Here is an 18,817-nt window from a genome sequence, read left to right as displayed (position 1 = left end):
CCGCCGGATGGCGCAGCCCGCGCGCTCTGCGGGCGTTCCTCCGGCTGACCACGGGCGCCGGGTGAGCGGGACCACCCGGGCCGCGCCTCCGGGTGGTCCGTGGCGCGGGAGCAGCCGGTCGACTGCACCCGGGCATGCTCCGCGAGAACCCCCGAACGCCGTGAAGGCCACCTCGAGCGGCTCGAGGTGGCCTTCACGGGGCTTGCCGCGGAACTACATCTTCGTGCACTGCCCGGCGACCGGGCCGCGGACCGTGTTTGGCAGGTCGTGGTCCGTCGGTGCCGGGTCGTTCACCGCGCAGGCCAGCGGGCCGCCGACGGTGCTGGACGTCAGCACCGGCCCGTGGTTGCCGGTCAGGGCCACCGGGCCGCCGATTTCGGTCAGCTCGATCGACACCGGGCCGGTCGCCCCGGTGATCGCCACCGGGCCGCCCACCTTCGTGCGGTTCAGCACGACCTGGCCGGCGCCGGTCGCCGCCAGCGGGCCCTTGATGGACCCGCCGCGGACGACCAGCGACGCTCCGCCGGTCACCGTCACCGGGCCCGACACGGTCGCGTCCTGCAGGCAGACCGTGCCCGAGGTGATCGACAGCGGGCCGTTGGCGGCGCCTGTGATCGTCTTCGTGCAGGAAGCGTCCGGCTTGCCCAGCAGCTCGAACTCGGCCAGCTGCGCCGGGGCGCCGGTGCTGGTCGCGGTCACTTCGAGCCGGTAGTAGGCGTAGTGCGCCGGGTTGGCCACCTTGAACGCGCGGGTCTGCTGCCGCCAGCTGAACGCCTGGTCGGTCTGCTGGTCGGCCACGGCCCAGGTCTTGCCGTCGTAGGAGCCCTTCAGCACCCAGCTCTTGGGGTCGCCCGCACCGGTCTGGGACGTCAGCGTGTAGTGCGTGACGGCTTCGTCGGTCGAGTCGAGCTGGTACTGCAGGGCGCCGGTGACGGCGGCCTGGGTGCGCGAGGTGTTGTCGATCAGCGCCGCCGCGTTCGAGCCGTCCGAAGTGGACAGGGTGCCCTTGCCGGGGCCGGTCTCGTCGTGCAGCGGCGTCGGCACGGCGTCACCCGTGGTGATCGACTTCGGTGCGTCGTTCGGGCCGGTGCCCCAGTTGGAGGGGTTCGGGCCCATATCGAAGTCGATCGTGCCGCCGCGGGCGATGACGTCCTGCGGCAGCGACGTCGAGGAGTACGCCTTGCCGTTGACCTTCACGCCCTGGACGTAGACGTTCTTCGCGCTGTTCTTCGGCGCGTTGATCACCAGGTCCTTGCCGCCGGCCAGGTGGATGGTGGCCTTCTTGAACAGCGGCGACCCGATCGCGTAGTTCGGGCTGCCCATCTGCAGCGGGTAGAAGCCCAGCGCGCTGAAGATGTACCACGCGGACATCTCGCCGTTGTCCTCGTCGCCCGCGTAGCCCTGGCCGATCTCGCTGCCGTTGTACAGCCGCGACAGCGCTTCACGGACCTTCGCCTGGGTCTTGGCGGGCTGACCGGCGTAGTCGTACATGTAGAGCAGGTGGTGCGCCGGCTGGTTGGAGTGGCCGTACTGGCCCATCCGCACGTCCCGCGCCTCCCGCATCTCGTGGATCACGCCCCCGTACGAGCCGGGGAAGGTGGCGGTCTCCTGGTCGGCGAAGAACTGGTCCAGCTTGTTCGCCAGCCCGGCCTTGCCGCCGTAGAGGTTGGCCAGGCCCTGGCCGTCCTGCGGCACGGTGAACGCCATGCCCCAGCCGTCGGTCTCGGTGTAGTCCCCGCCCCACGAGCGCGGGTCGTACTGGTCCTTGGTCTTGGTGAACTTCCCGTTCGCGTCCTTGCCCTGGAAGAACCCGACGCTCGGGTCGAACAGGTTGACGTACTGCTGGGCGCGGCTGGTGAAGTACTCGTAGTTCTCCTGGTACTCCGCCTTGCGCGGGTCGTTCGGCGCGGCTTCGTCGGCCAGCTTCTTCGACAGGTTGGCGATGCCGAAGTCGTTGACGTAGCCCTCGATCGCCCACGAGAAGCCCTCGCTGGCGGTGTTGGGCGTGTAGCCGAGGAAGATGCCCTGGTCCAGGCCCTTGCGGCCGACCGCGGAGTTCGGCGGCGTCACCGTGGCGTTCTTGATCGCCGCGTCGTAGGCCGACTTCACGTCGAAGTTGCGGACGCCCTTGAGGTAGGCGTCGGCGAACGCGACGTCCGAGCTCGTGCCGGTCATCAGGTCCGCATAACCGGGGGAGGACCAGCGCGCGATCCACCCGCCGTCGCGGTACTGCTGCACGAACCCGTCGACCATCTTCCCGGCCATGTCCGGCGTGAGCAGCGAGTACGCCGGCCACGTCGTCCGGTAGGTGTCCCAGAAGCCGTTGTTGACGTACATCTGCCCGTCGACCACCTTCGACCCGGTCTGGGTCGCGGTGTCCGCACCGGCCTTCGGCGACACCGGGCTCGCGTACTTGTACGCGGGCTTGCCGGCGGTGCCGGTGTTCTCGTAGGCCGAGTTCGGGTACAGGAACAGCCGGTAGAGGTTCGAGTACAGCGTCGTGAGCTGGTCCTTCGACGCGCCCTCGACCTCGATCACCTTCAGCTGGTCGTCCCACGCCTTCTGCGCCGCGTCGCGCACGGAGTCGAACGTCGCCGCCGGGGCGATCTCCTGGGCGAGGTTCTTCTTCGCCTGCTCGACGCTGATCAGCGACGTCGCGATCCGCATGTTGACGGTCTTGTCGGCGCCGGCGTCGAAGCGCAGGTAGCCGGTGACGTTGTCGCGGCCCTGCCCGGTGAGCTTGCCGCCCGCGGTGACCGGCTTGTCGAACTGCGCGTAGACGAACATCCGGCCCGCCCCGGCGTACACGTTGGTCTCGGTGTAGCCCGAGAGCGTGCCGGACGCGGTGTCGAGCGTGAGCCCGGCGGAGTTGTTGACGCTATCGAAGATCAGGCTGGAGTCCGTGCCCGGGAAGGAGAACCGGAACATCGCCGCGTGGTCGGTCGGCGCGATCTCGGTCTTGATCCCGTTCTGGAACTGCACCCCGTAGTAGTGCGCCCGCGCGACCTCGTCGGTGTGCTTGAACGGCAGCGCCCGTGCGTCGCGGTTGGCGCTGGGCACCCCGGCGGCCGCGGACGGCATCACCTGGAAGCTCTCGCGGTCGCCCATCCACGGGCTCGGCTCGTGGCTCACGGCGAAGGCCTGCAGCTGCGGGAGGTTCTGCGCGTTGTTCTGGGTGCTGTAGTTGTAGAGCCAGCTGCTCGACCCGGCGTCGGTGACCGGGGTCCAGAAGTTGAACCCGTGCGGCACCGCCGTGGCCGGGAAGTTGTTGCCCCGGGAGAACGTGCCGTTGGCCATCGTGCCCCGCGTGGTGAGCACGTTGTCGCTCGGACGCAGGCTCGCCGGCGGCGTCGGGGTCGCCGACACCTTCACGTCGTCCAGCCAGCCCTGCAGCGTGCCCGGCCCGTTCGGGTTGTCGTAGCCGACCAGGATCCGGTCGATCGTCTTGCCCTTGGCCACCTGCCCGATCGCCGAACGCACCAGGTTCCACTGGTTGGCGTAGAGCACCTTCGAGGCGCCCTGGCCCTCCGGGGTCAGCGGGAAGCCGTACTGGTCGGTCGCGCCCAGGTTGCGCAGGTAGGTGCCGTCGGTGAAGGCCAGGTCGATCGCGACGTTCGTGCTCGGGTACTTCAGGTCGCCGGTGATGAACTGCGGCTGCACCTTGTACGACAGCTCGGTCGAGGCGACGACCGGGATGTTGACGTCGAAGATCTTGTTGTAGGACCAGCCGTGCCCGGCCGCGGTCTGGCTGCCGGAGTAGCGGAACGCCTTGAGCCCGGTGAAGCCGACGCGGTTCTTGTTCGTGTAGCCGCTGGTCGGGCCGGAATCGACGAAGCTGCGCATGTTCGGCAGCGGTGGCGGCGCCGGGTCGTCGTTGGCCAGCAGCAGCTCCGACAGCTGCAGGATCGGGCCGCCGTTGTTGGCGGTGACGTCGAGGCGGTAGTACTTGAACGCCGCGCTCGGGGCGGCCAGCTTGTAGTCCTTCTGCTGGAACCGCGCGCTGAACGTCTGGCCGGTCTGCTTGTCGAGGTCGGTCCAGCTGCTCGCGTCGTTGGAGCCCTGCAGCGTCCAGTCCTTCGGGTCGCGCTCGTCGAAGTCGTTGGCCGAGGAGAGCGCGTAGTGCGTGATCGACGTCGGCTCCGACAGCGTGATCTGCGCCCACGCCGTCGGGTCCCACGACAGCCACTTCGTGTCCGTCGTGCCGTCGACGAGGTTCGACACCACCTCGCCGCCGTCGGTGTTCTCACTGCTGGCGCTGGTCTCGGTGACCTTGCCGCGGATGTCACCGGGGATCGCGGTGCCGTTCGCTCCGTTGACGCCGTAGGCGCGCGGCTTGCCGGCCGCGTCGGTGTCGACGGTGTCGGTCCACGTCGGCTGGACGTCACCGGGCTCGAAGGAGGAGGAGAAATCGGCGGGCAGGGCGTCTTCGGCGGCGGACGCCGCGGCGGGGAGGGCGACCAGGCCGGCGGCGACCACGGCGGCGGTCACCAGGAAAGCGACCGGCGGTCTGGCGCTTCGGGGCATCGTTGCTCCAAGCTCGGAGGGCGGATTTCAGCAGCGCCGCGCAGGCGGGGACCGGCGGCGCCCACGAAGGGAAACTCGCGGGTGACATCGATGTCAAGACCGCCCGGCAAACCTGGCCAGAATCAGACAACGCCGAAAACGGGGACCGCCGAGACGACTCGAGATCTTCGCCGCCACCACCGCACCGACCCTCGCCACCACCACGTCTGACGCCGCCGACCGGCTCCGTGACCACCTGCGCCGGCTGGTCCGCGGGTTCGACATCGACGGCGAACTCGCTCGACCCCGACGGCTACCGCCTGCGCCCGCCGAGCGACAGCCCTCGGCTGCCCTTCGCCGGCGGGCTTACCTCCAGGCGCCAGGGGTGGGTGCTTCGGCCGGTGCGGTGAGCTGGGCCATCAGTCCGGCGAAGTCTTCGAGGTGCCAGGTGGTGACGATGCGGTTGTCACGAACCTGGTGGATGTCCATGGTGCGCATCTCGATGCGCCGGCCGGTCGGCTGGTGCCCCATGAAAGCGCCCTGGTGGGTGCCGCTGACGGTGTTCCGGACCGCAACCCGGTCTCCTCCGGCGACGAGGTCCTCGTGCTTGACGTCGTAATCGGGCATGGCGTGGCGGAACAACGCGATCTGGGCAGCCATTCCTCCCGGTCCCTGCTCCTGCCCCGGCGCCAACGGGACGTCGATCCAGTCCTCCGCGAGGATCTCGCCGTAGATCGCGGTGTCGCCGGTGCGGAACGGTTCGTAGAAGGCGCGGACGATCCCGGTGATGTGCTGGTCGTTCCGGGTCCCGGGGACGGAGTTGCTCATGAGACGGGGTCCTTTCGAGGGGGTGAGGAGCGCAAATGGAGATGCGGTGACGAGATCGGTACCGCAAAGTGAGGTGCGCGCTCACCTCACTTTGCGGCGATGGGGCTACTATGGTGCGCACTCACCTCACTTGTCAACCACGAGTCGACCGAGACCCCGGTCACGAAACGGAGACCTCCGATGGCTGCACCCGCCCGGCAGCGGATCCTCGACGCCGCCGCGCGGCTCCTGCGAGAGAAGGGCATCGCGCGGCTGACCACCCGCGAAATCGCCCAAGCCGCGGACGCCGCCGAAGGCTCGATCACCAAGAACTTCGGCGGCAAGCTCGGCCTGCTCACCACACTGCTCTCCACCGACCTGCCCGAACTCAAGGCCTGGCGCGACGCCCTCACCCCGCCCACGCCACACGCCGAGGACCTGAAGACCGCGCTGACCGGCGCCGCCCACGCGGCCATCCACTACTACGCGGCTTCACTGCCCTTGATCGCCGGAGCCGTCTCCGACGCCACCCTCTTCGAGGCCTACCGCGCGACCAACACCGCCAACGGCACCGGCCCCCAGATCGCCGTCCAGCAGATGACCGCATACCTCGCCGCCTGGCAGCGGCACGGAGCCCTCGACCCCGCCGCCGACCCCGGCACCCTCGCCCTGCTCTTCTGCGGCGCCGCCCAACTGCAAGCGTGGACCGACTACCTCGCCGGCCCCGACCTCCTGCCCGGATCGCGCGCCGACCGCATCGACCACGTCGTGGACCTCCTGCTCCGCTGACCACTGCCGAGACCTGCGCCCGCGCCGAGGAAATGCTCGGCTCGAACGTGCCCGACCTCGACGTGGAGCGCCGCCGCGCCCTGATCGTCGAGAAGGGCGGCGACCGCGCCTACTGGGCGGGGGAGCCGCTCCACACCGATTCCGGGGCCGGACGCGCCGTGAAAACCGGTCCCGTGGGCTCCGGTGCCGTCGCTAAGGTCGCGATCATGACGACACCGGAACCCGCCGACCGCGTCCTCGCCCGCGCCTCCCTCGCCGAGGGCGACCCGACCGGCTGGTTCGACCGGCTCTACACCGCCGCCGCCCGCGGCGAAGCCGAAGTCCCCTGGACCCGCGGCCGGCCCCACCCCGACCTGGCCGCCTGGGCCCGCCCCGGCGAGGGCCGCCGGGCCCTGGTCGTGGGCAGTGCGCTGGGCGACGACTCGGAACTGCTGTCGGCCCACGGCTGGGCGGTGACGGGCTTCGACGTCGCCCCCACCGCGGTGGCCGCGGCCCGCGACCGCTTCCCGCGGTCCACAGTGGACTACGTGGTCGCGGACCTGCTGAACCCGCCGTCCGCGTGGCACCGCGCGTTCGACCTCGTCGTGGAGATCATGAACATCCAGGCCATGCCCCGCGACTTCCGGCCCGCCGCCCTGACGTCGCTGGCCTCGTTCCTCGCCCCGGGCGGCACGGCGATCGTGTCCGAGGTCGCCGAAGAGAACCAGGACATGGCGAACTGGCAGAGCCCGCCCTGGCCGTTCAGCCGCTCCGAGGTCGAATCCGTCGCCCAGGACGGCGTCCGGCTGGTCGGCCTCGACACCGTCCGCGACGGCGCGCGCTACTGGGCCACCTTCACCCGTTAGCCCGGTGGCGGCCCGGTGTCGTCCCGACGACGGCGGTGAAGGCCGCGATGAAGTGGCTCGGGTTCGCCCACCCGCACGCCCGGGCCGTGGCGGCGGTGTCGTGCCCGCCGGCGAGCAGGACCAGCGCGTGCCCGACGCGCACCTGGGTGCGCCACTCGTGGAACGTCATGCCGAGCTCGTCGCGGAACAGCCGGCTCAGCGTGCGCGGACTGGCGCCGATCGCCCGCCCGAGCTCGGCCAGCGGCGTGTTGTCCCCGGGGTGCTCGTACAGCCGCCGCGCCACGGCCCGCAACCGGTCGTCGCGGGGTTCGGGCAGGTGCAGCGGCTGCTCGGGCGCTTCGCGCAGCTCCTCGACCAGCACCCGGCGCAGGCGCGCGCTCGCGGCCCGGTCGTACTCGCGCGGGCCGGTCAGGGCCAGCAGCACCTCGCGGGCCAGGCCCGAAGCGATGAACACGGCAGGCCGGGCGGGCACCAACCGGGCCAGGGTCGCCGGGAGGAACACGATCCGCATGTCGGTGTGGCCGTGGGCGCGGTGCCGGTGGACGAACCCGGCGGGCGTCCAGGCCACCCGGTTGGCGGGCACGATCGACGTCCCCCGTTCGGTGTGCACCGACAGCACGCCCCGCGCCGCGTAGACCAGGTGCCCGCGATCGTGGGAGTCCGCGTCGCTCATTCCCCCCGGTGGCCACAGGTGGACTCCGCCGGACGGCCAGATCCGCGACGTGGGCTCGACTTGGCGGCCAATGGGCATGACTTGGCATTCTACCGGTGGTCGGCCACCGCTCCCGCCGGTGACAGTGGGACGCATGACGACGATGCGAGCGGCGGTGTGCGTCCGGGCCGGCGGCCCGGAGGTGCTGGAGGTCCGGGAACTGCCGGTCCCGGCGGTGCGGGCGGGCTGGAGCCTGGTGCGGGTCCGGGGGACCGGCCTCAACCGGTCGGAGCTGCGGACCCGGCAGGGACACTCCCCGGGCGTGCGGTTCCCGCGCGTGCTCGGGATCGAATGCGTGGGCACCGTGGCCGCCTCGACCGACCCCCGCCTGCCCGAGGGAACGACAGTCGCGGCGGTGATGGGGGAGATGGGCCGGGCCTTCGACGGCGGCTACGCCGAATACGCCCTGCTGCCCAACGCGCTGCTGATGCCGCTGACGACCACGCTGCCCTGGGACGTCCTGGCCGCGCTGCCCGAGACGTACCTGACCGCCCACGGCGCCCTCGACGCGCTCGGCATCGGCCCGGGCAGCCACGGACGGCTGCTCATCCGCGGCGGCACGTCCTCGGTCGGCCTCGCCGCCGCGTCGATCGCGGCCGGCCACGGCCTGGAGGTCGCCGCCACCACCCGGCGCCCCGAAAAGGCGGCCGCACTGACCGCCCACGCCCTCATCGACGACGGCGGCCCCCTGACCGCCCTGACCCGGCTGTGGCCCGAAGGCCCGGACTGGGTCCTCGACCTCGTCGGCGCCCGCACGGCGGTGGAGTCCCTGCACCTGGTCCGCCGCGGCGGCACGGTCTGCGTCGCGGGCTCGCTCAGCGGCTGGCTCGTCCCGGACTTCGAACCGATCGCGCAGATGCCTTCCGGCACGAAGCTGACGGCGTTCCACAGCGACAACCTCAAGGGCGCCACCGGCGTGCTGCAGCGGATCGTCACCGAAGTGGAAGCCGGCACCTACCGCCCGCACGTCGACCGGGTCTTCGCCCTCGACGACATCGCCGCCGCCCACCGGTACATGGAGGAGGACCGCGCCGCCGGGAAACTCGTTGTCCTGCCGTGACCGGGTCGCCTAGGCTCGGCGATCATGCCCACCCGGTCACTGCAGATCCCCACCGCCGACGGCCGAGCCGACGCCTTCGCCGCATTCCCCGCCGAAGGCGGCCCGCACCCCGGGGTGCTGATGTACCCGGACGGCTTCGGCATCCGGCCCGTGCTCCGCGAGATGGCCGAGGAGCTGGCCGGCCACGGCTACTCCGTGCTCGTCCCCAACCCCTTCTACCGGCACGGCCCCGCACCGGTGCTCGACCTGCCCGAGCACATCGGCGAGGAAGCCCGGCCCGCGATCTTCGCCCGGCTGATGCCGATGATCCAGGCGCACACCACCGACCGGATCCTGCGCGACGCCGACGCCTACATCCCGTTCCTCACCGCCCAGCCCGAGGTCGAACCCGGACCGGTCGCGGTGACCGGGTACTGCATCGGCGGCCTCCTCGCCACGCACACCGCCGCGGCCCACCCGGACCGGGTGGGCGCCCTCGCCGCGTTCCACGCCCCCGTGGCCGCGGCCGGGCCCGGCACCCTCCGCCGCCTCACCGCCCGGGCCCACTTCGGCCACGCCGAAACCGACCTGACACCCGAGGCGCTCGCCGAGCTCAACCAGACCCTGGACACCGCCGGGATCGACTACAGCTCCGAGATCTACCCCGGCACCGTCCACGGCTTCACCATGGCCGACACCGACGCCTTCGACGCCACCGCACTCCAGCGGCACTGGGAGAGCCTGCTCGCGCTGCTGGGCCGCTAACAGCTCTCGAGGAACCGGGCCAGGACGCGGGTGCCGAAGTGCAGCCCCGCCACCGGCACCCGCTCGTCCACCCCGTGGGCCATCGCCCGGTACGGGAACCCCTTGGGCAGCCACAGCGGCGCGAAGCCGTAGCAGTCGATCCCCAGCTGTGCGAACGCCTTCGCGTCCGTCCCGCCGCCCAGGCAGTACGGCACCACGACCGCCTCGGAGTCCTCCGCCCGCAACGCCGACGCCATCGCGTCGAACCACGGGGACCCCACCGGCGCCTGCACCGGCGGCTGGTGCGCGACGAACTCCCGCGTCACGCCCTCGCCGAGCAGCTCGTCCAGCGTGGCCAGCAGCGACTCCTCCGTGCCCGGCAGCACCCGCACGTCGACCTGCGCCGTTGCCGTCGACGGGATCACGTTCACCTTGTAGCCCGCGTCCAGCATGGTCGGGGTCGTGCTGTTGCGCACCGTCGGCACCACCAGCGAGCCCGCCGGGCCCAGCGCCGCCACCGCCGCGTCCACACCGTCCGAAGTGGACAGATCCACCGGCACGCCCAGCGCCGCGCCGGTCCGCTCCAGGAACGCCCGCACCGCCGGCGTCAGCGACACCGGCCAGCGGTGCGCGCCGATCCGGTGCAACGCGCCCACCAGCCGCGTCACGGCGTTCTCGGCGTTCGGGCGCGACCCGTGCCCGGCCCGGCCGCGCGCGGTCAGCCGCAGGTGCGCCGTCCCGCGCTCGGCCGTCCCGACCGGGTAGAGGTGCACGTCCCGGCCGTCGGCGGCGGGCACGTGGTAGGTGTAGCCGCCCGACTCGCCGATCGCCGCCGCGCACCCTTCGAACAACGCCGGGTGCCGGTCGACCAGCCAGTGCGCGCCCCACTCACCGCGGTCCTCCTCGTCGGCGACGAACGCCAGCACCAGCTCCCGCCGCGGCCGCACCCCGCCCGCCAGCGCGGCCAGCACCATCGCGACGAAGTCCTTCATGTCGGTCGCGCCCCGGCCCCACAGGTAGCCGTCGCGCACCTCGCCGGCGAACGGCGGCACCGACCAGTCCGCGGCGTCCGCCGGGACGACGTCCAGGTGCCCCTGCACCAGCAGCGCCGGCAGCGACGGGTCCCTGCCGGGCACGCGGGCGATCACGCTCGCCCGCCCCGGCGCCGCCTCGAGGATCCGCGACGGGATGCCGAGGCCGTCGAGGAACGCGGCCACGTACTCCGCGGCGAGCCGCTCGGGGTTGGCGTCGTTGTCGCCGCGGTTGGTCGTGTCGAACCGGATCAGGTCCGCGCACAGCTCGACAACGTCCGCCACGTCAGCCATAGATGCCCTGCACCGCCCCCGCCGCGATCGCCGTGACGACCTTGAAGCACTTCATCGCCTCGGTCATGTCCGGCGCGTCGAACCCGACGCGGCGCGTCCCGATCTGCTCGACCGTCGGGATCACCGCCGTCGACTGCGCCAGGTGGCTCGCGTCGAACTCGACCTCGATCCGGTGCGGCCGGACCTGCCGCTCCTCCCGGCCGGCCCGCGCCGGCGCCTCGGCCGCCGCGGCGGTCAGCAGCTCCGCCGTGCGCGACGGCGGCAGGCAGATCGCCGCGTACCGGCTCACGCACTCCTTCACCTGGACCAGCTCCGCCTCCGGAGCGTAATCACGGGCGTCGTCGCACGTTTTGTCGTCACCCGAAACGAGCAGGACAGGGACGCCGTACTCGGCCGCCATGCCCGCGTTCAGCCGCCCCTCGCTCGCCGGGACGTCGTCCAGCCACACCCCGGTGATCTGGTTCTCCAGGTAGGTGTGGGACAGCACCCCGTCGAAGCCGGCACCGGCGTGGTAGCCGAGGAACACCACCCCGTCCACCCCGGAATCGATGCCCTGCATCATCGACAGCGGTTTGTGCCGCCCGGTGAGCATCCGCGCCCGCGGGTCGAGGTCCTCCAGCAGCAGGTTCCGTTGCGAAGAATGGGCTTCGTTGACCAGGACGTCACTCGCCCCGGCCTCGAACAGGCCGGCCAGCACCGCGTTGACGTCGCCGGTGAACAACCGCCGGAAGCGGTCCCACTGCGGCGAACCGGGCACGACGTCGTCGGTCCACGTGACGCCGGTGGCGCCCTCCATGTCCGCCGAGATCAGGATGCGCATGCCGGGCACTCTAGCCAGCGCGTCCCGCACCCGGACGCGGAACACCGCGAACCCCGGATGTCACTCAGCGTGACGGCCGGTGGATCGATAACGATCGGGCACCTGCCGAGGTGGCAACATATTGCGCGATTGTCCCGGTATGTGGTTACTTCTCGTCCTTGGGGAGGCTCACAAGCGAACGATGGGGTGGTTTTCGGTGCAGTTCCAACGCAGATCCGGGCGGCTCGCCCGCGTGGGCGCGGTTGTCGCGGCCGCGACGCTGACGGCGATCCCGCTCGCCGTCCCCGCCCAGGCCCAGCAGGCCAAGGTGCTGCGGGTCGCGCTCACCACCGGCATCGACCACCTCAACCCCTTCACCGCCGTGCTCTCGGCGTCCACCCAGATCGGCCGGTTCACCTTCGAGTTCCTCACCGTCCCGGACGCGGCGAAGGCCGAAGCGTCACCCGCGCTCGCCGAGTCCTGGACCCCGTCGCCGGACAAGCTGACCTGGACCTTCAAGATCCGCAGCGGCGTCAAGTGGAGCGACGGGCAGCCGGTCACCGCCAAGGACGCGGCGTACACGTTCAACCGGATGCTCACCGACGAGAACGCCCGCACGGCCAACGGCAACTACGTGGCCAACTTCGAGACGGTCACCGCACCCGACGACACCACGCTCGTCATCAAGACCAAGACCGTGCAGGTCAACATGAACCTGCTCGACGTCCCGATCGTGCCGCAGCACATCTGGGAGCCGGTCAAGGACCTCAAGTCCCCCCAGACCGACACCCTCGCCGTCGCCGGCGTCTCCGACGGCCCCTTCCAGCTCACCGAGTACAAGCCCAACGAGTACGTCAAGTTCAAGGCCAACAAGGACTACTGGCGCGGCGCCCCCAAGATCGACGAACTGCAGCTGCTGCAGTTCAAGGACACCGAAGCCGCGGTCAACGCGCTCAAGCAGGGCGAAGTCGACGTCATCAACCGGCTCAACCCCAACCAGTTCGCCGCGCTGCAGGGCCAGCAGGGCATCACCACCAACGCCGCCCCCGGCCGCCGCTACGACGAACTGACGCTCAACTTCGGCGTCACCGACAACGCCGACCACCCCATCGGCGACGGCAACCCGGTCCTCAAGGACCTCAACCTCCGCAAGGCCATCGCCCAGGCCGTCGACACCAAGACCATCGTCGACAAGGTCCTCAAGGGCCTCGGCCAGGTCGGCGGCGGGGTCGTGCCCGCCGTCTACGCCGCCTACCACTGGGACCCCAGCGACGCCGAGCGCATCAAGTTCGACCTCGCCGCCGCCAACGCCACCCTCGAGCAGGCCGGCTACAAGAAGGGCCCCGACGGCGTCCGCACCGCCCCCGGCGGCGCCAAGCTGGAACTGCGCCTGACCGGCCACGCCAACCGCAGCTACGACCAGGGCGTCGCCCAGTACGTCACCGGCTGGCTCAAGGACATCGGCATCACCGTCAAGCAGGACCTCGTCTCCGACGACGAGCTGTCCGACCGCACCGAGACCGGCAAGTACGACCTCGCCATCGGTGGCTACGGCACCAACCCCGACCCGGACTACGCGCTGTCGCTGCACACCTGCGCCGCCCGCCCCACCGCCGACGGCAAGGGCGGCAGCACCGACACCTTCTTCTGCGACGCCGCCTACGACGAGCTGTACAAGAAGCAGCTCACCGAAACCGACGACGCCAAGCGCGCCGAATACGTCAAGCAGGCACAGGCCCGGCTCTACAGCCAGGTCCCGACCATCGTCCTGGACTACCAGAACGCCCTCGAGGCCTACCGCTCGGACAAGTTCTCCGGCTTCACCACCCAGCCGCAGCCCCAGGGCGCCATCCTCGAGCAGACCGGCTACTGGGGCGTCTACGGCGCCACCCCGGCCGGCACCACGAACACCGACGGTTCCGGCAGCGGCAACACCGTGCTGTGGATCGTCATCGGCGCGGTCGTCGTCCTCGTCCTCGTCGGCGGCGGCATCGCACTGAGCCGCCGCACCAAGACCTCCGAAGACCGCGAGTAGGACATGACCGCCCCCGAACAAGCCGCGGTGCTCGCCGGCCCCGACGAGCACCGCGGCGGGACCGGCACGGCCCGGTTCGTGCTCACGAAGCTCATCGAAGCCGTCATCAGCATCCTGCTGGTGATCGTGCTGTTCTTCTTCCTCTTCCGGATGCTGCCCGGCGACCCGGCCGCGGCGATGACCCGCGAGCGCGTCACCAGCCCCCAGCAGCTCGCCGAACTGCGCGAAAAGATGGGCCTCGACAAGCCCGTGCTCGTCCAGTTCGGCAACTACCTGTGGGACCTGCTGCACGGCGACCTCGGCGAATCCCGGCTGCTCAACAACGGCCGCCCGGTCGCCGACATGATCGGCGAACGCCTCTGGCCGACCATCCTGCTCGTCGGCAGCGCCACCCTCCTGGCCGTGGTCCTCGGCCTGTGGCTGGGCATCCGCGCCGCCTGGCGCCGCGACAGCTTCTTCGACCGCAGCCAGACCGGGATCGCGCTGACGCTGTGGTCGGTCCCGCAGTTCTGGCTCGGCCTGATGCTGCTCGTGGTCACCGGCGGCCTGTTCCCCAGCCGCGGCATGCACTCACCCGACGCCGCCCCCGACGTCCTGTCCCAGACCCTCGACGTCCTGCACCACCTGGTGCTGCCGTGCGTGACGCTGCTGGCGGTGTTCTACGCCCAGTACATGCTCATCATGCGGTCGTCGCTGCTGGGGGAGATGAACGCCGACTACCTCACCACCGCCCGCGCCAAGGGCCTGCGCGACGACCTCGTCCGCCGCCGCCACGCCGTCCCCAACGCCCTGCTGCCCACCACCACGCTGGTGTTCATGCAGTTCGGCCAGGTCCTCGCCGGCGCGGTCACCGTCGAAGCCGTGTTCAGCTGGCCCGGCCTCGGCCAGCTGACCTACGACGCCCTCCACGGCCCCGACCTGCCGGTGCTCCAAGGCGTGTTCACCGTGCTGGCCAGCGCCGTGGTGCTGATGAACCTGCTCGCGGAACTGCTCTACCGCGTGCTCGACCCCAGGGTGCGTACCTCATGACCACCGCCGAGACACCCCGGCAGATCGCCTGGGCCCGCCGCCGCGCGTCGCTCAAGGGGACCTGGCGCGAATTCGCCGCCCAGCGCGCCGCCCTCGCCGGGCTCGTCCTGCTCGGCGCCACCGTGCTCGTCGCCCTGCTGCTGCCGCTGATCAGCGACCAGACCGGCCTCGACGTCACCAAGGCCACCGGGGCACCGCTGTCCCCGCCGAACGCCGAGTTCTGGCTCGGCACCGAGAACTTCGGCCGCTCGGTGCTGCTGATGACCGTCTGGGGCACCCGGATCTCCCTGCTCGTCGGGTTCTCCGCCGCGCTGCTGTCGGTCGTCATCGGCACCCTGATCGGCATCACCGCCGCCCACTTCGGCGGCTGGGTGTCGGCGACGCTGCTGCGCTTCACCGACTTCTTCCTGGTCCTGCCTTCGCTGATCCTCGCCATCGCGCTCTCGGCGGTGCTGCCCAAGGGCGTCGGCACGATCATCGTCGCCATCGGCCTCACCGCCTGGCCCAGCACCGCCCGGCTGGTCCGCGCCCAGACCCTCACCATCGAAAGCCGCCCCTACATCGAGCGCGCCCACGCCCTCGGCGGCGGTCACCTGCACATCATCGGACGGCACGTCCTGCCCGGGGTGATGCCGCTGGTCCTGGCCAACACCACCCTCGTCGTCGGCAACGCCGTCATCGCCGACGCGACCCTGTCCTTCCTCGGCGTCGGCGACCCCAACTCCATCACCTGGGGCCTGGTGCTGGAAAACGCGCTCAACAACGGCGCCATCAGCCGCGGCGCCTGGTGGAACGTGCTCCCGCCCGGCATCGCCATCGTCCTCGTCGTCCTCTTCTTCACCCTGGTCGGCCGGGGCCTGGAGACCGTGTTCAACCCGAGGTTGAAGAAGTGACCACCCCGCTGCTGCAGCTCACCGGCCTCGACGTCACCTACGCGGTGGGGGACACCGACGTCCCCGCCGTCCGCGGCGTCGACCTCACCCTCGACCCCGGCGGCACCCTCGGCGTCGCCGGCGAATCCGGCTCCGGCAAGTCCACCGTCGCCATGAGCGTGCTGCGCCTGCTGCCGCGCACGGCGAAGATCACCGGCGAAATCCTGCTCGACGGCGAAGACGTCACGGCCATGAAGTGGGGCCGCCTGCGCGCGGTCCGCTGGGCGGAAGCGTCGGTGGTGTTCCAGGGCGCCATGCACGCGCTCAACCCGGTCCGCAGGATCGGCGAGCAGATCGCCGAACCGCTGCGGCTGCACCCCCCGGCCGGCAAAGCCCTGTCCGACGCCGAGGTCAGCGCCCGCGTCGCCGACCTGCTCACCCAGGTCGACCTGCCCCCGAGCCGGGCCGGCGCCTACCCCCACGAACTGTCCGGCGGGCAGAAGCAGCGCGTCATGATCGCCATGGCCCTGGCCTGCTCACCGCGGCTGATCATCGCCGACGAACCGACCACCGCCCTCGACGTCATCGTCCAGGCCCAGGTCCTCGCCCTGCTCTCGCGCCTGGTCGCCGAACAGCGGATCGGGCTGATCATGATCAGCCACGACCTGTCCGTGCTCGCCGCCACCTGCGAACGCATCGCCGTGATGTACGACGGGCAGATCGTCGAAGAAGGCCCCAGCGCCGAGGTGATGGGCGCGCCCCGCCACGAGCACACGCGGGCGCTGGCCGCCGCGTTCCCGACCGTCGGCGACCCGGTGTCCCGCTTCGCCCCGGCCACCAGCAACCCGCTGCCGCCCGAACCCGCCGAACGGGTGGCGGGCGAGCCGCTGCTGGCCGCGGAGAACCTGCGCGTGTCCTTCCGCGACCGCACCGGCAAGCGCATCGACGCCGTCGCCGGGGTCGACCTGACCGTGGCGCGCGACGAGATCGTCGCGCTGGTCGGCCAGTCCGGCTCCGGCAAGACCACCCTCGCCCGGACGCTGCTCGGCCTGCAGAAACCCGACTCCGGCGTGGTCCGCTACGCGGGCGACCCGGTGCCGACCGGCGGGGCCGGCCTCAAGGCCTACCGCCGCCAGGTCCAGCTCGTCCTGCAGGACCCGACGAGCGCGCTCAACCCGAGCCACACGGTGTACGAGGCCGTCGCCGAGGGGCCGCGGATCCACCGGCTCGCCGACGAGCGCGCGGTCGTCCACCGGGCCCTGGAAGCGGCCGAGCTGCGCCCGGCGGAGAAGTACGCCGACCGGCTCCCGCACCAGCTCTCCGGCGGCCAGCGCCAGCGCGTCGTCATCGCCGGCGCACTGGCGCTCGAACCGTCGGTGGTGGTGGCCGACGAACCGGTCGCGTCGCTCGACGCGTCCGTCCGCGGCGAAATCCTCGCCCTGCTGCTGCGGCTGCGCCGCGAACTCGGCCTCGCCGCCCTGGTGATCACCCACGACCTGGGCCTGGCCTGGAACATCGCCGACCGCGTCGCCGTGATGTACCGCGGCGAGCTCGTGGAAACCGGGACCGTCGAACAGGTCCTGCTCGACCCGCAGCACGAGTACACGAAGTCGCTCCTGGCCGCCCTCCCCGGCGGCACCGCCCAGCGCCGCCCGGTCGAAACCTGATACTGCGGGAACTCCGCACGAGCGCGGTGTGTAATCTCCGAACGGAAATGGCGACCACCACCGACCCCGCACAGACGCCCTCGACCGGACTGGCCGAGCGGCTCCGCGTGCCCTCGCGATTCCCCTACCGCACGATCGCGATGGGCACCGTCGGCAGCACCCTGCTGATGGTCGCCGCGCTCGGTGCGGGCGGCATCCTGATCTCCGACCCCGTGCTCGGCCACGGCCCGCTGTCGTGGGTCCGCTACGGCCACGGCCGCATGCTCGCCAACGCCGTCCTCTACACCGGCTTCGGCCTGGTCGTCTGGGCCTGGGTCCGGCTCGGCCGCTACGTGCTCGCCGGCCGCATCGGCAGCCGCCCGATCCTCGTCGCCGCCGGCTGCTGGATGGCGCCGCTGCTGGTGTCGCCGCCGCTGTTCACCCGCGACGTCTTCTCCTACCTCGGCCAGGGCGCCCAGCTGCTCTACGGGCTCGACCCGTACGCCAACGGCCCCGCCGAGCTCGACGTGCTGCCGAACGTGGTGCAGAACGTCCACCCGCTCTGGCAGACCACCCCGGCGCCGTACGGGCCGCTGTTCCTGCTCATCTCCAAGGGCGTGGTCGCCACCACCGGCGACAACATGATCCTCGGCGTCATCCTCATGCGCGTCGTGCTGCTCGTCGGACTGGCCGGGACGCTGTGGGCACTCCCGCGGCTGGTCAAGCACCTCGGCGGCAAGCTCCCGGTCGCGCTGTGGCTGGCGGTGGCCAGCCCGATGATGGTCATCCACCTCTTCGGCGGCCCGCACAACGACCTGATGATGCTCGCGTTCCTCACCATCGGCGTCCTCGCCGCCCTGGAACGCAAGCACGTCGCCGCGGTCGTCCTGGTCACCATCGGCATGCTGATCAAGCCCACCGCGGCGATCGCCCTGCCGTTCATCGTCTGGATGTGGGCCAACCACCTGCCCGGCGAGTCCAAGGTCCGCAACTTCCTGCGCGCCGGCGCCGCCTCGGTCGGCCTGTTCCTCCCGGTGTTCGTCGCCGGCACCTGGATTTCGCTCGGCTCGCTCAACCTGGGCTGGTGGTCCGGGCTCAAGGCCCCCCAGCTCATCGCCAACTGGCTCAACATCCCGACGGGCATCGGCGAGGTGTTCTACAACCTGGTCCACCTGATCGTGGACGTCCAGGTATCGCCGTTCGTGACGGTCGCCCGCGCGGCCGGCATGCTCCTGCTGGTCGCGTTCGGCATCCGCCAGTGGTGGCTCGCCCGCGGCGGCGGCACGGAAGCGGTCTACCGGGCCGGCATTTCGCTCCTGGCGGTCGCGATCCTGATGCCCCCGACGCTGCCGTGGTACCTGACCTGGGGTTTCGTGCTCCTGTCGGCGTTCAAGTGGCAACCGCGCCACCTGGCCCTGGTGGTGGCGGTGTCGGTGTTCGTGACCCTGGTGTACTACCCGACGGGCGAGCAGGCCCTCTACGACTGGTGGTTCATCGCCGGAGTCGTGGTGGCCAGCCTGTACTCGGCGGCGTCCCTGCTGCGCCCGGACCCCCTGGGCGTCATCGACGCCTGGCGCCGCCCGGAGAAGTTCCTCCGCGACTAGGGCGGGTCCTGTAAGCGGCTGAGCGGTGGCGGGATCACCGCCAGGTGATCAACGCGATCTTGTGGAAG

Annotated in this window: 14 protein-coding genes; 9 read left to right on the top strand and 5 right to left on the bottom strand. The window is 71.2% G+C overall.

Annotated elements, in window-relative coordinates:
* Positions 1–213 precede the first annotated feature (213 nt).
* Together ACLJPY_RS05095 and ACLJPY_RS05090 are read right to left on the bottom strand one after the other, a co-directional pair.
* Positions 214–4,524: a GH92 family glycosyl hydrolase gene (locus ACLJPY_RS05095; RefSeq protein WP_410586841.1), complete on the bottom strand. Its 4,311-nt coding sequence runs from the start codon at positions 4,522–4,524 to the stop codon at positions 214–216.
* A 345-nt stretch (positions 4,525–4,869) separates the two neighbouring features.
* Positions 4,870–5,331 carry an ester cyclase gene (locus ACLJPY_RS05090; protein WP_410586840.1) on the bottom strand — a complete coding sequence of 154 codons (462 nt, stop codon included), beginning with the start codon at positions 5,329–5,331 and terminating at the stop codon, positions 4,870–4,872.
* 180 nt (positions 5,332–5,511) lie between these two features.
* Between ACLJPY_RS05090 and ACLJPY_RS05085 the strand changes: the two genes are divergently transcribed.
* Positions 5,512–6,099, top strand: a complete 588-nt coding sequence (locus ACLJPY_RS05085) for a TetR/AcrR family transcriptional regulator (RefSeq protein WP_410586839.1) — start codon at positions 5,512–5,514, stop codon at positions 6,097–6,099.
* Between the two features lie 32 nt (positions 6,100–6,131).
* Positions 6,132–6,944: a class I SAM-dependent methyltransferase gene (locus ACLJPY_RS05080; protein WP_410586838.1), complete on the top strand. Its 813-nt coding sequence runs from the start codon at positions 6,132–6,134 to the stop codon at positions 6,942–6,944.
* Here the strand turns inward: ACLJPY_RS05080 and ACLJPY_RS05075 are convergent.
* Positions 6,934–7,617 carry a helix-turn-helix domain-containing protein gene (locus ACLJPY_RS05075; protein ID WP_410586837.1) on the bottom strand — a complete coding sequence of 228 codons (684 nt, stop codon included), beginning with the start codon at positions 7,615–7,617 and terminating at the stop codon, positions 6,934–6,936. The two genes, ACLJPY_RS05080 and ACLJPY_RS05075, sit on opposite strands and share 11 nt — an antisense overlap.
* 133 nt (positions 7,618–7,750) lie before the next feature.
* On the opposite strand from ACLJPY_RS05075, the gene ACLJPY_RS05070 reads away from it, so the two are divergent.
* Both ACLJPY_RS05070 and ACLJPY_RS05065 read left to right on the top strand, forming a co-directional pair.
* The gene (locus tag ACLJPY_RS05070) at positions 7,751–8,716 is read left to right on the top strand and encodes a zinc-binding dehydrogenase (protein WP_410586836.1); all 966 of its coding nucleotides are present in this window, start codon (positions 7,751–7,753) and stop codon (positions 8,714–8,716) included.
* A gap of 24 nt (positions 8,717–8,740) precedes the next feature.
* Positions 8,741–9,460, top strand: coding sequence for a dienelactone hydrolase family protein (locus ACLJPY_RS05065; RefSeq protein WP_410586835.1), 720 nt, complete (start codon positions 8,741–8,743; stop codon positions 9,458–9,460).
* On the opposite strand, the gene ACLJPY_RS05060 is transcribed toward ACLJPY_RS05065, so the two are convergent.
* Positions 9,457–10,764 (bottom strand): M20/M25/M40 family metallo-hydrolase, encoded by a 1,308-nt coding sequence (locus ACLJPY_RS05060; protein WP_410586834.1) that lies wholly within the window; start codon positions 10,762–10,764, stop codon positions 9,457–9,459. The genes ACLJPY_RS05065 and ACLJPY_RS05060 overlap by 4 nt on opposite strands.
* A complete protein-coding gene (locus ACLJPY_RS05055; RefSeq protein ID WP_410586833.1) occupies positions 10,757–11,584 on the bottom strand; it encodes a M55 family metallopeptidase in 828 nt (275 codons plus the stop codon). Before ACLJPY_RS05055 ends, ACLJPY_RS05060 begins: the two co-directional genes overlap by 8 nt.
* Positions 11,585–11,765: 181 nt before the next feature.
* On the opposite strand from ACLJPY_RS05055, the gene ACLJPY_RS05050 reads away from it, so the two are divergent.
* The 5 genes from ACLJPY_RS05050 to mptB are packed head-to-tail and all read left to right on the top strand — an operon-like array spanning position 11,766 to position 18,749.
* Positions 11,766–13,598 carry an ABC transporter substrate-binding protein gene (locus ACLJPY_RS05050; RefSeq protein WP_410586832.1) on the top strand — a complete coding sequence of 611 codons (1,833 nt, stop codon included), beginning with the start codon at positions 11,766–11,768 and terminating at the stop codon, positions 13,596–13,598.
* Between the two features lie 3 nt (positions 13,599–13,601).
* The gene (locus tag ACLJPY_RS05045) at positions 13,602–14,627 is read left to right on the top strand and encodes an ABC transporter permease (protein WP_410586831.1); all 1,026 of its coding nucleotides are present in this window, start codon (positions 13,602–13,604) and stop codon (positions 14,625–14,627) included.
* Positions 14,624–15,520, top strand: coding sequence for an ABC transporter permease (locus tag ACLJPY_RS05040; RefSeq protein ID WP_410586830.1), 897 nt, complete (start codon positions 14,624–14,626; stop codon positions 15,518–15,520). The genes ACLJPY_RS05045 and ACLJPY_RS05040 overlap by 4 nt, the downstream gene beginning before the upstream one ends.
* The gene (gene nikE, locus ACLJPY_RS05035; RefSeq protein WP_410586829.1) at positions 15,517–17,166 is read left to right on the top strand and encodes a nickel ABC transporter ATP-binding protein NikE; all 1,650 of its coding nucleotides are present in this window, start codon (positions 15,517–15,519) and stop codon (positions 17,164–17,166) included. The genes ACLJPY_RS05040 and nikE overlap by 4 nt, the downstream gene beginning before the upstream one ends.
* A 47-nt stretch (positions 17,167–17,213) precedes the next feature.
* Positions 17,214–18,749, top strand: coding sequence for a polyprenol phosphomannose-dependent alpha 1,6 mannosyltransferase MptB (mptB, locus tag ACLJPY_RS05030; RefSeq protein WP_410586828.1), 1,536 nt, complete (start codon positions 17,214–17,216; stop codon positions 18,747–18,749).
* Positions 18,750–18,817 lie beyond the last annotated feature (68 nt).

The sequence above is a fragment of the Amycolatopsis sp. lyj-23 genome (genome assembly GCF_046549135.1).
In the GTDB taxonomy this organism is placed as follows: domain Bacteria; phylum Actinomycetota; class Actinomycetes; order Mycobacteriales; family Pseudonocardiaceae; genus Amycolatopsis.
The sequence above is the reverse complement of the archived record's forward strand: the minus strand, read 5'-3'. Positions and strand labels throughout refer to the sequence as shown.

What these genes read in the sequence shown, in the direction of transcription:
- ACLJPY_RS05090 (WP_410586840.1), bottom strand. Translation starts at nt 5,331, where the DNA reads ATGAGCAACTCCGTCCCCGGGACCCGGAACGACCAGCACATCACCGGG.
- ACLJPY_RS05050 (WP_410586832.1), top strand. Translation starts at nt 11,766, where the DNA reads ATGGGGTGGTTTTCGGTGCAGTTCCAACGCAGATCCGGGCGGCTCGCC.
- ACLJPY_RS05085 (WP_410586839.1), top strand. Translation starts at nt 5,512, where the DNA reads ATGGCTGCACCCGCCCGGCAGCGGATCCTCGACGCCGCCGCGCGGCTC.
- ACLJPY_RS05075 (WP_410586837.1), bottom strand. Translation starts at nt 7,617, where the DNA reads ATGAGCGACGCGGACTCCCACGATCGCGGGCACCTGGTCTACGCGGCG.
- ACLJPY_RS05080 (WP_410586838.1), top strand. Translation starts at nt 6,132, where the DNA reads ATGCTCGGCTCGAACGTGCCCGACCTCGACGTGGAGCGCCGCCGCGCC.
- ACLJPY_RS05045 (WP_410586831.1), top strand. Translation starts at nt 13,602, where the DNA reads ATGACCGCCCCCGAACAAGCCGCGGTGCTCGCCGGCCCCGACGAGCAC.
- ACLJPY_RS05065 (WP_410586835.1), top strand. Translation starts at nt 8,741, where the DNA reads ATGCCCACCCGGTCACTGCAGATCCCCACCGCCGACGGCCGAGCCGAC.
- ACLJPY_RS05055 (WP_410586833.1), bottom strand. Translation starts at nt 11,584, where the DNA reads ATGCGCATCCTGATCTCGGCGGACATGGAGGGCGCCACCGGCGTCACG.
- ACLJPY_RS05060 (WP_410586834.1), bottom strand. Translation starts at nt 10,764, where the DNA reads ATGGCTGACGTGGCGGACGTTGTCGAGCTGTGCGCGGACCTGATCCGG.
- ACLJPY_RS05070 (WP_410586836.1), top strand. Translation starts at nt 7,751, where the DNA reads ATGACGACGATGCGAGCGGCGGTGTGCGTCCGGGCCGGCGGCCCGGAG.
- ACLJPY_RS05095 (WP_410586841.1), bottom strand. Translation starts at nt 4,524, where the DNA reads ATGCCCCGAAGCGCCAGACCGCCGGTCGCTTTCCTGGTGACCGCCGCC.
- mptB (WP_410586828.1), top strand. Translation starts at nt 17,214, where the DNA reads ATGGCGACCACCACCGACCCCGCACAGACGCCCTCGACCGGACTGGCC.
- ACLJPY_RS05040 (WP_410586830.1), top strand. Translation starts at nt 14,624, where the DNA reads ATGACCACCGCCGAGACACCCCGGCAGATCGCCTGGGCCCGCCGCCGC.